Source organism: Mitsuaria sp. BK037 (assembly GCF_014193045.1).
GTDB lineage: Bacteria > Pseudomonadota > Gammaproteobacteria > Burkholderiales > Burkholderiaceae_C > Roseateles.
Window position 1 is genome coordinate 581,857 of record NZ_JACHYS010000002.1, and the last position, 13,680, is coordinate 595,536.

A 13,680-nucleotide genomic window follows, 5' to 3' on the forward strand; every position below is an offset into this window, starting at 1 on the left:
CCCATCGCCCGCGGGCACTTCCATTGCCTCGCCCGGGCCGATGAACAGCCGCATCGCGGGTCGCGCGCCCGTGGTGACGGTGTGTCAACCGGGGGGTGTTCGCGTCAAGGACTGACCCTGCTTCGTGGCATCATCGCGCCCATGAATCTCGCGACCCGCTGCACGACCTGCGGCACCATCTTCCGGGTGGTGCAGGACCAGCTGCGCGTCTCCGAAGGCTGGGTCCGCTGCGGCCGCTGCGCCGAGGTCTTCGATGCCCGCGAGCAGCTGTTCGATCTCGAGCGCGACAGCCCGCCGCCCTGGCCGCCGCTGAGCCCCCCGGCAGAGCCCGCGCCGGTCGACCGGCGCCCGCCACAGCCCGCGCCGACACCGACCGCGCCAGCCTATCGCGACGACTTCCCGCCGAGCCAGCCCGCACCCTTGCCACCGTCGAGGCCAGTGGCCCCGCCCGCGCCGATCTTCGCGCCGGAGCCCGTCTTCGCACCGGAGCCACCGGCTCACCACCAACCACCGCGCGACAGCGGCTGGATCGCCGCCGACGACGAGTCGCTCAATCCCTTCGCGCCGCCGCGCCGCATGGCCGACGACGAGCCGATGGACGACATCGTCGACGCGCGCTTCAACGCGACCGGCGTCGACGAGCGTCCGCACGAAGCCCGTCGGGAACCCTTCCTCGAGGCGCCCGCCGCGCCTGATCCGCGATCGCACCTGCCCGAACCCAAGGGCATGCGGTTCGAGGAGGATGAGCTGCCGCCGCCGATGATCGACGACGACGAGCGCCCTGACGTGACGCTGGCGCTGAGCCCGGCCACCGCGGCGCAGCTGCGCGCGAATGAACCGGCGCCGGAGCCGGACCTGGGGCCGTCGCTCGAACCCTCGTCGTCGATGATGGCGCCCGACGAAGACGCCATCGCCGAGGCCAAGCGCGCGGCCAAGGCCGCGAGGAAGCGCCGGTTCTGGAATCCGTTCAAGCGCCGCCGGGCCGCCGCGCCGCGACCGACGGAGAGCCCCGAAACCACGATGACGGTGCTGGCGGCGGAGTCCGAACTCCTGGCCGCCCGCGCGGCCGCGTCGACCGCCAGTGCGGACGCGATGTCCGCGCAGGGCTCACCGAGCGTGATGCCCGACCAGTTGCCGAGCTTCATGCGCCAGGCCGAGTCGGCACGACGCTGGAATCGCCCCGGCGTGCGCCTGGCGCTGGGCAGCGCCGCGACGATCCTGGCGCTCGGGCTGATGGGCCAGTTGCTCTGGCATGCCCGCGAGGCGATCGCGGCGCAGTACCCGACGGCCAAGCCGGCGCTGGTTTCGGTGGCGCAGGCGCTGGGCCAGGAGATCAAGCCCTGGCAGCACATCGAGGCCTTGAGCGTCGAAAGCAGCAGCCTCAATCCGGCCGGCGCCGCCAACCACTACCGCTTCAGCATCAGCCTGCGCAATCGCAGCAATTGGGAAGTGGCGCAGCCGTGGGTGGACCTGAGCCTGACCGACGCGAGTGGCGTGCTGGTCGTGCGCCGCATGCTCTCGCCGACCGAGATGCAGGCCGGCCGCGTCGCGCTGCCGGCCGGCGCCGACCAGCAGCTGCAGCTGGTCTTCGACAGCGGCGCGCAGAAGATCAGCGGCTACTCGGTCGAGCTCTTCTACCCCTGACCGGGGACACGGGCCACCGCCCGAACGATCCTTCTCCCTCTGATGGGCGCCGCGCAGGCGCCCTTCTTCTTTGGCGACCCCAATGGGAGGCCGCAAAGAAAAAACCCGGCCTGCGCCGGGTTCGGAGGGCTCGACGAACCGGACCCGAAGGTCCGGTCATCGTTCAAGCTCAGGGCTTGTTGCCGGTCGGGAAGGGCCAGGCGGCTTGCGGGCTCAGCGCGGTCTTCGCAGCCGGGGCCGGCGCAGCGGCAGGCTTGGCAGCGGGGGCAGCGGCAGGCTTGGCGGCAGCCTTCTTCGGTGCAGCGGCCTTCTTCGGAGCAGCAGCCTTCTTGGCGGCCGGCTTCGCAGCAGGCTTGGCGGCGGCCTTGGGGGCAGCCTTCTTCGCAGCAGCGGCCTTCTTGGCAGGCGCAGCCTTCTTCGCGGCGGGCTTCGCAGCCTTGGCAGTGGCCTTGATCGGCGGCTTCTTGGCGGCGGAGGCCTTCTTGGCCGGCGCAGCCTTCTTGGCAGCGACCTTCTTGGCCGGAGCGGCCTTCTTGGCCGCAACCTTCTTCGCCGGTGCCGCCTTCTTCGCAGCAGCCGCCTTCTTGGCCGGAGCGGCCTTCTTCGCCGGCGCCGCCTTCTTCGCAGCAGCGGCCTTCTTCGCCGGCGCAGCCTTCTTGGCCGGAGCGGCCTTCTTCGCCGGCGCGGCCTTCTTGGCCGGAGCCGCCTTCTTCGCGGCCGGAGCCTTCTTCGCAGCGGCCTTCTTGGCCGGAGCCGCCTTCTTGGCCGGAGCGGCCTTCTTCGCAGTTGCCATTTCAGTTCTCCTTGATCAAGTGGAAATAGCCCTGCCCGTCATCAACCGGTTGATGCAGTGCAGGTATTCACCGCCCACGACGCGCGGGAGTTGCGCTCCGCGGTGCGGTGAATCGGGTTGCGGTGCGTCTCCGCCGCTTCTATGTCGGTCGGTCGGCGCATCGCCAAGCTTGATCTCTTCTTCAACAAACAATGCTCGAGGGTCACTCCGCCTCGGACTTCATCAGTCCCAGGACAGCGCGCCGCCCGATTGGTATTCGATCACTCGCGTTTCGAAGAAGTTGCGTTCCTTCTTCAGGTCAATCATTTCGCTCATCCAGGGGAACGGGTTTTCCTCGTTCGGGAAGAGCGCTTCCAGGCCGATCTGCGTCGCGCGACGATTCGCGATGTAGCGCAGGTAGCCCTTGAACATGGCCGCGTTCAGGCCCAGCACGCCGCGCGGCATCGTGTCCTCGGCGTAGCGGTACTCGAGCTCCACGGCCTTCTGGAACAGCGCCTTGATCTCCGCGCGGAATTCAGGCGTCCACAGGTGCGGGTTCTCGAGCTTGATCTGGTTGATCAGGTCGATGCCGAAGTTGCAGTGCATCGACTCGTCGCGCAGGATGTACTGGTACTGCTCGGCGGCACCGGTCATCTTGTTCTGGCGGCCCAGCGCCAGGATCTGCGTGAAGCCGACGTAGAAGAACAGGCCTTCCATCAGGCAGGCGAAGACGATCAGCGACTTGAGCAGCGTCTGGTCGTTCTCCGGGGTGCCGGTGACGAAGTTGGGATCCATGATCGCGTCGATGAACGGGATCAGGAATTCGTCCTTGTCGCGGATCGACTGCACCTCGTGATAGGCGTTGAAGATCTCGCTCTCGTCCAGGCCCAGCGACTCGACGATGTATTGGTAGGCGTGGGTGTGGATCGCTTCCTCGAAGGCCTGGCGCAGCAGGAACTGGCGGGCTTCGGGGGCCGTGATGTGGCGGTAGGTGCCCAGCACGATGTTGTTGGCGGCCAGCGAATCGGCGGTCACGAAGAAGCCGAGGTTGCGCTTGATGATTCTGCGTTCATCGTCGGTCAGACCGTTCGGGTCCTTCCACAGCGCGATGTCGCGGGACATGTTCACTTCCTGCGGCATCCAGTGATTCGCGCAGGTGGCGAGGTACTTCTCCCACGCCCACTTGTACTTGAACGGAACCAGCTGGTTGACGTCGGTCTGGCCGTTGATGATGCGTTTGTCGGCGACGTTCACACGGCGCTCGCTCGCGTTGGCGATCGACGAGGCAGAAGAGGACACCGAACCCGCCGCGGAGGCGGCGGCATCACGCGCGACGGCGTGCGTCGCTGCGTGGATCGATGCGCCCGACTGCGGCGCGTTGCTCGAAGGTTGACGGTCTTCTTCCCAAACCAGCATGGTGGTCTTCCTATGGTCGCGGATTATCGGAGTGTTGTGTTCAAACACAAAGGACTTCTTGACTTTGACGCCGCTTCGCTGTTGCTGGTCCGCATCGCATTCGACGCGTCGGACCACGTGCGTCGCATCTCCTGATGAGTGCGATGCCGCGCGATCTCGACACGCGGCAGGAGCCGGAGCGGACGTCCGATCAAGCGTTCATCGATCGCTCGCGAGGCCGGGCGGAAAAATCGCCGATCGCCGCGAACATCGATGAACACTCGCATCGCGAGCGTCGGAGGTGTCGACGCATGACGCCGACACCTCCTGTTTCGATTACTGGCAGGCCTCGCAACCGGGGTCGTCGATGGCGCAGAACTTGACGTCCGTCGCCGGCGACACGGCGCCCAGATCCGGCGAGACCGAAGTCTCGATCGGCGCGACCGCGACCGGTGCCGCCGCGACCGGCGCGGCGCTCAGGCTACCGATGCCGCTGCTCACCGCGTTGAGCTGGCCGGCGTTCTGCACGGTGCTCTTCTCGGCATGCGTCGCGCCCATCGTGCGGAGGTAGTAGGTGGTCTTCAGGCCACGCTGCCACGCCAGCTTGTAGGTCTCGTCCAGGCGCTTGCCCGAGGCACCGGCCATGTAGATGTTCAGGCTCTGCGCCTGGTCGATCCACTTCTGGCGGCGCGCGGCGGCTTCCACCAGCCACACCGGATCCACTTCGAACGCGGTGGCGTACAGGTGCTTGAGTTCCTCGGGCACGCGGTCGATGCGGCGCAGCGAGCCGTCGAAGTGCTTGAGGTCCATGACCATCACGTCGTCCCACAGGCCCAGCTTCTTGAGGTCGCGGACCAGGTGCTCGTTCACCACGGTGAACTCGCCCGACAGGTTGGACTTCACCGACAGGTTGCCGAAGCAGGGCTCGATCGACGCGTCGACGCCGATGATGTTGGAGATCGTCGCGGTCGGCGCGATCGCCACGCAGTTGCTGTTGCGCATGCCGTCACGGGCGATCTTGGCGCGCAGCGCGTCCCAGTCCAGCGACGACGAGCGGTCCACGTCGACGTAACCGCCGCGGGCTTCGGCCAGCAGGTTCAGCGAGTCGATCGGCAGGATGCCGCGATCCCACAGCGAGCCGCGGTAGCTGCTGTAGCGGCCACGCTCGGCGGCCAGCTCGGTCGAAGCCCAGTAGGCGTGATAGCAGACGGCTTCCATCGAGCGGTCGGCGAACTCGACCGCGGCGTCGGAGGCGTAGGGCACGCGCAGCTGGTACAGCGCATCCTGGAAGCCCATGATGCCCAGGCCCACCGGACGGTGGCGCAGGTTGGAGTCGCGCGCCTTCTTGACCGCGTAGTAGTTGATGTCGATGACGTTGTCGAGCATGCGCATCGCCGTCGACACCGTCTTCTTCAGCTTCTCCTGGTCGATCTTGCCGTCCTTCAGATGCTGCGACAGGTTGACCGAGCCCAGGTTGCAGACCGCGATCTCGTTGTCGTTGGTGTTCAGCGTGATCTCGGTGCACAGGTTGGACGAGTGCACGACGCCCACATGCTGCTGCGGCGAGCGCACGTTGCAGGCGTCCTTGAACGTGATCCAGGGATGGCCCGTCTCGAACAGCATCGTCAGCATCTTGCGCCAGAGGTCGCGGGCCGGCATGCGCTTGTGCAGCTTGAGCTCGCCGCGGTCGACCTTGGCTTCATAGGCCGTGTAGGCGACCTCGAATTCCTTGCCGAACAGGTCGTGCAGGTCCGGGCAGGTGGACGGGCTGAACAGCGTCCAGTCGCCGCCTTCGATGACGCGCTTCATGAACAGGTCGGGAATCCAGTTCGCCGTGTTCATGTCGTGGGTGCGGCGCCGGTCGTCACCGGTGTTCTTGCGCAGCTCGAGGAATTCCTCGATGTCCAGGTGCCACGTCTCCAGGTAGGCGCAGACGGCGCCCTTGCGCTTGCCGCCCTGGTTCACCGCGACGGCGGTGTCGTTGACCACCTTCAGGAACGGGACGACGCCTTGCGACTTGCCGTTCGTGCCCTTGATGTGCGAGCCCAGCGCGCGCACCGGCGTCCAGTCGTTGCCCAGGCCGCCAGCGAACTTGGACAGCAGCGCGTTTTCCTTCAGCGCTTCATAGATGCCGTCCAGGTCGTCGGCCACCGTCGTCAGGTAGCAGCTCGACAGCTGCGAGCGGCGCGTGCCCGAGTTGAACAGCGTCGGCGTGGAGCTCATGAAGTCGAAGGTCGACAGGACTTCGTAGAACTCGATGGCTCGGGCTTCGCGGTCGATCTCGTTCAGCGCCAGGCCCATGGCCACGCGCATGAAGAAGGCCTGCGGCATCTCGATGCGGGTGCCGTCCACATGCAGGAAGTAGCGGTCGAACAGCGTCTGCAGGCCCAGGTAGTCGAACTGCAGGTCACGCTCAGCCTTCAGCGCGGCGCCCAGCTTGGCCAGGTCGTACTGCTGCAGCTTCTCGTCCAGCAGCTCCGCCTGCACGCCCTTCTTGATGAAGCCGGGGAAGTAGTCGGCGTACGCGGTGGCCATCTCGGCCTGCGTGACCTCGCGGCCCAGGATCTCCTTGCGGATCGTGTGCAGCAGCAGGCGGGCGGTGGCCCGGGTGTAGCCCGGGTCCTTCTCGATCAGCGTGCGCGCGGCCAGGATGGCGGCCTTGTAGACCTCGTCCATCGGAACGCCGTCGTACAGGTTGCGCTTGGTCTCGGCCAGGATCGGATCCGGCTTGACGTCGGCGCCCAGGTTCTCGCAGCTCGACGAGATCAGCGCCGCCAGCTTGTTCAGGTCGAGCGGCACCCGCACGCCGTTCTCGACCACCGAGATGCCGGACTCCAGCACCGCGGCCTGGCGCTGCTCGCCCTGGGCGGCGCGCTCCTGGGTGCGGCGCTCGCGGTACAGCACGTAGGCGCGCGCCACTTCATGGTGGCCGCCGCGCATCAGCGCCAGCTCGACGTGGTCCTGCACGTCCTCGATGTGGAAGGTGCCGCCGGCCGGGCGCGAGCGCAGCAGCGCGCGCGTCACCGAATCGGTCAGCGCGTCGACGGTTTCGCGCACGCTGGCGGACGCCGCACCGCTGGTGCCGTGCACCGCGAGGAAGGCCTTCATCATCGCCACGGCCACCTTGCTCGGCTCGAAGTGCACCACCGCGCCGTTGCGGCGGATGATCTGGTGCTGCGGGAAGCTGGCCGAAGCGGCGGCGGACTCGCGCGGAGCCTGGGCCAGGCCCGTTTCAGCGGTCGGTGTGGCGGCGACAGTCTGCATGGGATCCTCGTCTGTTCTGGTGTCTGGAAAAACAAAAAAGCTTCGCCCGGCCCGGCTTGTCCGAAGGGCCCGGCGATCAGGGGGTCAGGTGATGTCGGCGGTGCTGCTGATGCGCCCGGACTTGGGATTCCCGGTCCTCCGACCAAGGGGTCGGCAGCGCGGGCAAGACGTCTGAGGGAGCATTCATCGCCGTGTTTGCGAAGTCAGCAGGATAGCATGCAAAACACTATATCTAGTGGTCACGGCACCTTCAAGGAACTAGCGGTAGCGTCATCGCCCTTGACGTTCACCACCCGCTGGTCTAGCGGGAAGACCTGACCCCGCACAGCCCCGATGGATTCGCGCATCGTGTCCGCAAGCCCAGGATTGGCGCGGGTTGCAGCCGGGAATCGGGCGCGAGGGCCGATGGTTGCTGAGCAGGCGTCGATGGCGCTTCGATGACACGCCGCGCCGCTGTCCCCACCCGTTAGGACAACCCCGCCCTAGGACCTTCCCGGAGGGGCCACCGGCGGTGGGGTCATGGTCGCATTGCGCGCAGTTCCGCTGGGATGCGAACCGGTCAGGACTCGTCGCCGCCGACCGAGATTTCCAGCCGCGCCATGCGGTAGCGCATCTGCCGCAGCGACAGGCCCAGGCTGGCGCCGGCCGCGGTGCGGTTGTTGCGGTGCTGCTCGAGCGCCCGCAGCAGGATCTGCTTCTCGACCTCGTCCAGATAGGTGGCGAGGTCCGCCGGCAGCGGCGCACCGCCACGCGCCTCGGCGGGCAGAGCGGCGCCCAGCGGCGGCTCCGCGGCCACCTCGGCGGTCTCCGCCGGCGCGTCATCCAGGCCCAGCACGCTGTCGGGCAGGCCGAGGTCGGCCAGGTCGATGCCGTCGCCGCTGGACAGCGCGAGCGCGCGATGCAGCAGGTTCTCGAGCTCGCGCACGTTGCCCGGGAAGCTGTAGCGCGACAGCGTCGCCAGCGCCGCCGGCGTCAGCGCGGGCACCGGCGCCACCCCGGCGTCGGCGGCGATGCGCTGCAGGATGCGCGCGCTGATCGGCGCCAGGTCCTCCATGCGCTCGCGCAGCGGCGGGACGCGGATCTGGATCACGTTGAGCCGGTAATACAAGTCCTGGCGGAAGCGGCCGCCGGCCACCTCCGCGGCCAGGTCCTTGTGGGTCGCGCTGAGCAGCCGGACGTTGACCGGCATTTCCGCCACCGCGCCCACCGGCCGCACCGAGCGCTCCTGCAACGCGCGCAGCAGCTTGGACTGCATCGCCAGCGGCAGGTCGCCGATCTCGTCGAGGAACAGCGTGCCGCCCTGCGCCGCCTGGAAGAAGCCCTCGCGGTCCTCGCTCGCGCCGGTGAAGGCGCCCTTGCGATAACCGAAGAACTCCGCTTCCAGCAACTGCTCCGGGATCGCGCCGCAGTTCACCGCGATGAAGGGCTGGGGACGGCGCGCGCTGACGTCATGGATCGCACGCGCCACCAGCTCCTTGCCGGTGCCGGACTCGCCGTTGAGCAGCACCGGCGCCATGCTGCGCGCGACCTTCTCGATCAGCTCGCGCACCTGGCGCATCGGCGCCGAGTCGCCGACCAGCCGCTCCAGCGCCGTGGTCGAGCCGGTCAGCGGCGGCACGGCGCGGGCCGGCTTGCGCGCTTCGGTCGGCGCCGGCCGGGGGGCCTCGACCGAGCCCAGCACATCGAAGGCGCCGGGCGCGGTCGGCGCGAAGGCATCCGGCGCGGCGGCGACGGACATCGCGCTCGAGGCCGCGTTCGATGGCGGGTTGAATGCCGGGTTCGACGACGCGTTCGACGGCGCACTCCACCCCGGGCCCGACGCCGCCGCCGGCGCGGACGAGAACGGCTTGGGCACCGGCCCTTCCATCTTCGGCGTCCGGCCGAGCGCCGACGCGACCACCATCCGGAACTGGCGCAGGTCCACCGGCTTGGTCAGGTAGTCGTAGGCCCCGGCCTTGAGCGCCTCGACCGCGTTCTCGGCCGAGCCGTAGGCGGTGATGACCAGCGCGCGCTCGCTGCGCCCCTGCTGCTCCAGCCAGCGCAGGATGTCCAGGCCGCTGCCATCGGGCAGCCGCATGTCGGTGATGACCGCGTCGTAGCGGCGCGTGCCCAGCAGCTCCAGCGCGTCCTCGACGGTACCGGCGCTGTCCAGCGAGAAGCCCTCGCGCAGCAGCGTCATCTCGTAGAGGGTGCGCAGGTCGGGCTCGTCGTCGACGACCAGCAGGCGGGGATCAGCGCTCATGGAGTTCGGTATCGGGGAAATGGGAATCCGGTCCCGCGGACGGGACCGAGGCAAGCGCGGCGCCTGGCGAAGCCGGCCGCGACAGCAGCACGCGGAACTCGTTCGCCTCGGCGTTCGGTCCGGTGTCGCGGCGGTGGTATTCGATGCGGGCGCCGTAGCGTTCGCACAGCTCGCGGCAAATGTACAGGCCCAGGCCCGAGCCCCGGCTGCGCGTGGAGAAGAAGGGCTCGAACAAATGTCTTTCGACCTCGGCCGGGATGGGCTCGGCGCGGCTGAACACCGACAGCCGCACCCACTCGCGGTCCTCGCCCAGCTGCACGCGCAGCGCGCCCGGACCGGGGCGCGCGTGGCGCAGGCCGTTGTCCAGCAGGTTGATCAGGACGCGGCGCAAGTGCTCGGGCTCGAAGCTGACGAGCAGGCCGTCGCGCTCGATCTCGACGCGCAGCGGGCTGGCCTCGCCGCCAGGCAGCCGCTGGGTGGTGGCCCAGTCGGCGCAGTACTCGCGCACCAGCGGCGCGACGGCCAGCGTCAGCGCCACCGGCGCGATGCCGGGCGCGACCTCCATCACGTCGTCGACCAGGCGCTTGAGCCGCTCGACGTTGGACGCCACCATGCGGGTGAGCTGCTCGCCCTTGGGGTCCTGCGCGAGGTCCTCCGACAGCAGCGCGTTGGCCTGCGCGATCGCGGTCAGCGGATTGCGGATCTCGTGCGCGATGCCGGCGGACACGCGCCCCATCGCCGCCAGCTTCTCCTGGCGATTGCGGGCTTCGAGCAGGCGGTTGTCCTCGAGGAAGAGCACGCACAGGTCGTCGCCGTCCAGCGGCCGCAGCGTGAAGCGCATGCGCACCCGCAACGAGCGCTGCGAGCCGCGGCCGAAGTCCAGCAGCAGATCCCGGCCGGCCTCCGGCCAGAGCTCGCCGGCGAAGGCCTTCTCGACCGCCCGCAGCAGCGGCTTCCAGGCTGGCGTGGTGTCCAGCCGGAACGCCCCCGAGCGCAGCGAGGCGCCTTCCGCGAGCAGCGCCCGCGCCGCCGGATTGGCGGTGCGCACCAGGCCGCGGCGGTCGACGACGGCGACACCCTCCTCCATCTCCTCGATGACGAGGCGGTTCAGGTCGGCCTGCTGGCGGGCGTACTCGAGGCTGCCGCGCGCGGCGCGCTCCTCGCGCGCCAGGCGTGACGCGATCTCGTTGGCCAGCAGCGTGACCACGAACAGGCCGCAGCCCAGCAGCCCGGCCTGGCTGATGCGCAGCGCGCCGTCCTGCTCGTTCAGCACCGCCCAGCCCGACATCGACAGCAGCACCAGGCTGGGCAAGGCGGCGCAGCCCAGCGCGCGCAGCCGCGGCTGCAGCGCGCCGGCCATCAGCGCCGGCATGAAGAACAGCGCGCCGTAGGGGCCGCTGGGATCGCGCACCTGCAGCAGCGTGAACAGCACCAGGTCGGCGCCGATGCTGACCATGAACTGCCGCGTGCTCAGGCCGGCGCGCTCCTTCGGTGGCGCGTCGCCGCCGCCGAACCAGCGCGGCAGCATCCACGCCAGCACCGCCTGCGTGCCGTAGATCAGCGAGATCAGCGTCGTCCAGCCAGTGGGCTTGGCCCCCATCAGGCCGGCCAGCGACTGCGTCGCCAGCAGCGCCAGCCCCAGCGCCGCGCGCGCACCCATGAAGGCGCGATACAGGCGCTGGATGGTGCTGGCGCTGATGGCGCCGACGGTCTCGGAGGTGGTCATGCGGTCCGGTGCTCAGGTCGCGGCGTCGTCGCGCCGGCCGCGCGCCGCCTCGGCGGCTTCCAGGCGATGCTCATGCGCCGCGCGGTGGGCGGCGCTGCAGAACTGGCCGCCGCGACCGGGCAGCGCATCGCTCGCCGGGAGATGCATGCCGCACTCGGCGCAGCTCACCATGTGCTCGGGCAGGCGCGGCGCAGGCGGCGGCGCGGGCCGGGCGTTGTCGCGCCGCGTCGGCCGGCCGCGCTTGAAGCCGATCACGAAGGCGATCACCGCCAGCAGGACGATCCAGAAAAGCAGCTTGATCACGATGGGCGCGGTGGAAGCTTCGGGGAGGAGGTCGACGGGGTCGGCATCAGACGGGCGGACGCTGCAGCACGACCTCGAGCACGAAGCGCGAGCCGGCATAGGACAGCAGCAACAGCGCGGCGCCGAAGTAGAGCCAGCGCGTCGCGCGCCGGCCGCGCCAGCCGAACACCCGGCGTCCCGTCAGCAGGCCGGTCAGCACGACCCAGCCCATCACGGCGAACAGCGTCTTGTGATCCCAGCGCCATTGCGGCGTGAAGGCCACGCCCAGCAGCAGCGCGATCGACAGCACGACCACGCCGGCACCGACGAACTGGAAGGTCAGGCGCTCCAGGCGCAGCAGCGGCGTGCCGAGCGCCGGCGCGCCCTGCCCCTTCTGGGCGCGCATCTGGCGCTCGGCGCGGTTCAGCATGACCGCATGCATCACCGCGACGCCGCACAGGCCGTAGGACGCCAAGCCCATCGCCCAGTGCAGCGGCGCCAGCGGCGAGCCCGCCTGCGGTCGGTATTCGCCCGGGAACATCCAGGCCACCAGCATCACCAGCAGGCCCAGCACGCTGAGCAGGCGCTGGGCCGAGGGCAGCGGCAGGAAGCGACTCTCGACCAGGTAGACGCCGGTCACCAGCCAGATCGTCATCGACAGCGAGGGCGCGAAGCCGAAGCGCGCCGCGTGGCTGCCGTTGACCGGCGCGGCGCCGATGCCGCCGATGTCCACGACCAGCGCGGCCAGGTGCAGCAGCCAGGCCAGCACCAGCACCGAGCGCCAGGTGCGGGGCCGCAGATGCGCGAAGGCGGCGGCAACGGCATAGGCCACCGCGCCGGCGGCGCTGAGGGCGGCCAGGAGCAGGCCGCTGGGCTCGGCGGAGGCGGACGATAAAATCATCCGCAAAGTGTAATGACGAGCGCCCGCTTCCGCGGGCGCCAATACGATGGCTTCCACCCTGACCGATCGACTGAGCCGGCTCGTGAAGACGATGCGCGGCCAGGCCCGCATCACCGAGTCCAATGTGCAGGACATGCTGCGCGAGGTGCGCATGGCGCTGCTGGAGGCCGACGTCGCGCTGCCCGTGGTGCGCGACTTCATCGCCCGCGTGAAGGAGAAGGCGCTCGGCCAGGAGGTGGTCGCCTCGCTGAATCCGGGGCAGGTGCTGGTCTCGGTCGTCCACAAGGAACTGGCCGCGACGATGGGCGAAGGTGTCGCCGACATCAACCTGGCCGCGCAGCCGCCCGCCATCATCCTGATGGCCGGCCTGCAGGGCGCCGGCAAGACGACGACCACCGCCAAGCTCGCCAAGCACCTGACCGAGAAGCGCAAGAAGAAGGTGCTGACGGTCTCGGCGGACGTGTACCGCCCCGCCGCGATCGAGCAGCTCAAGACGGTGACGAAGCAGGCGGGCGCCGAATGGTTCCCGTCGGCGCCGGACCAGAAGCCGCATGACATCGCCCTGGCGGCGCTGGACCATGCGAAGCGCCACTTCTTCGATGTGCTGCTGGTCGACACCGCCGGCCGCCTGGCGATCGACGAAGCACTGATGGCCGAGATCCGCGACCTGCACGCGACGCTCAAGCCGGTGGAGACGCTGTTCGTGGTCGACGCGATGCAGGGTCAGGATGCGATCAACACGGCCAAGGCCTTCAAGGAGGCGCTGCCGCTGACCGGCATCGTGCTGACCAAGCTGGATGGCGACTCGCGCGGCGGCGCGGCGCTGTCGGTGCGGCAGATCACCGGCGCGCCGATCAAGTTCGCCGGCGTGTCCGAGAAGATCGACGGGCTCGAGGTCTTCGACGCCGACCGCCACGCGGGCCGCGTGCTCGGCATGGGCGACATCGTCGCGCTGGTCGAGGAAGTGCAGAAGGGCGTGGACGTCGAGGCCGCGCAGAAGCTGGCCGAGAAGCTCAAGTCCGGCGACGGCTTCGACCTGAACGACTTCCTCGCCCAGATCTCGCAGATGAAGAAGATGGGCGGGCTGTCGGGGCTCATGGACAAGCTGCCCACCCAGATGACCGCCAAGGCCGGCCAGCCCGACATGGACAAGGCCGAGCGCGACATGAAGCGCATGGAGGGCATCCTCAACGCGATGACCGCCAAGGAGCGCCGCCAGCCGTCGCTGCTGATGGACGGCAAGTCCAAGGCCAGCCGCAAGCGCCGCATCGCCGCGGGCGCCGGCGTGCAGATCCAGGAGGTCAACCGCCTGCTCAATCAATTCGATCAGATGCAGGGGATGATGAAGAAGATGAAGGGCGGCGGCCTGATGAAGATGATGAAGAAGATGGGCGGCCTCAAGAACCTCATGGGCGGCGGGGGCGGCGGCTTCCCGATGTAAATGCAAAGAGCTC

General features: G+C 69.1%; 9 protein-coding genes. 2 read left to right on the top strand and 7 right to left on the bottom strand.

Going from position 1 to position 13,680, the window contains the following annotated elements:
* Window positions 1-141: 141 nt before the first annotated feature.
* Window positions 142-1,644 carry a zinc-ribbon and DUF3426 domain-containing protein gene (locus tag FHT37_RS14720; protein ID WP_183482471.1) on the top strand — a complete coding sequence of 501 codons (1,503 nt, stop codon included), beginning with the start codon at window positions 142-144 and terminating at the stop codon, window positions 1,642-1,644.
* A 169-nt stretch (window positions 1,645-1,813) separates the two neighbouring features.
* Here the strand turns inward: FHT37_RS14720 and FHT37_RS14725 are convergent, their stop codons facing one another.
* The 7 genes from FHT37_RS14725 to FHT37_RS14755 form a co-directional block, all read right to left on the bottom strand.
* Window positions 1,814-2,437 carry a histone gene (locus tag FHT37_RS14725; protein WP_091727062.1) on the bottom strand — a complete coding sequence of 208 codons (624 nt, stop codon included), beginning with the start codon at window positions 2,435-2,437 and terminating at the stop codon, window positions 1,814-1,816.
* 222 nt (window positions 2,438-2,659) lie between these two features.
* Entirely contained in the window at window positions 2,660-3,832 is a 1,173-nt protein-coding gene (locus FHT37_RS14730) for a ribonucleotide-diphosphate reductase subunit beta (RefSeq protein WP_183482473.1), read from the bottom strand.
* A gap of 315 nt (window positions 3,833-4,147) precedes the next feature.
* Window positions 4,148-7,075 (bottom strand): ribonucleoside-diphosphate reductase subunit alpha, encoded by a 2,928-nt coding sequence (locus tag FHT37_RS14735; RefSeq protein ID WP_183482475.1) that lies wholly within the window; start codon window positions 7,073-7,075, stop codon window positions 4,148-4,150.
* Between the two features lie 559 nt (window positions 7,076-7,634).
* Entirely contained in the window at window positions 7,635-9,317 is a 1,683-nt protein-coding gene (locus FHT37_RS14740; RefSeq protein WP_183482477.1) for a sigma-54 dependent transcriptional regulator, read from the bottom strand.
* On the bottom strand, window positions 9,307-11,043 hold the full coding sequence (locus FHT37_RS14745) for a PAS domain-containing sensor histidine kinase (RefSeq protein WP_183482479.1): 1,737 nt from the start codon (window positions 11,041-11,043) through the stop codon (window positions 9,307-9,309). The genes FHT37_RS14740 and FHT37_RS14745 overlap by 11 nt, the downstream gene beginning before the upstream one ends.
* A gap of 12 nt (window positions 11,044-11,055) precedes the next feature.
* A complete protein-coding gene (locus tag FHT37_RS14750) occupies window positions 11,056-11,346 on the bottom strand; it encodes a PP0621 family protein (RefSeq protein WP_183482481.1) in 291 nt (96 codons plus the stop codon).
* Window positions 11,347-11,392: 46 nt separating this feature from the next.
* On the bottom strand, window positions 11,393-12,226 hold the full coding sequence (locus FHT37_RS14755; protein WP_183482490.1) for an inner membrane protein YpjD: 834 nt from the start codon (window positions 12,224-12,226) through the stop codon (window positions 11,393-11,395).
* A gap of 46 nt (window positions 12,227-12,272) precedes the next feature.
* Here FHT37_RS14755 and ffh point away from each other — a divergent pair, with 46 nt between their 5' ends.
* Window positions 12,273-13,667: a signal recognition particle protein gene (gene ffh, locus FHT37_RS14760; RefSeq protein WP_183482492.1), complete on the top strand. Its 1,395-nt coding sequence runs from the start codon at window positions 12,273-12,275 to the stop codon at window positions 13,665-13,667.
* The last annotated feature ends 13 nt before the right edge of the window (window positions 13,668-13,680 follow it).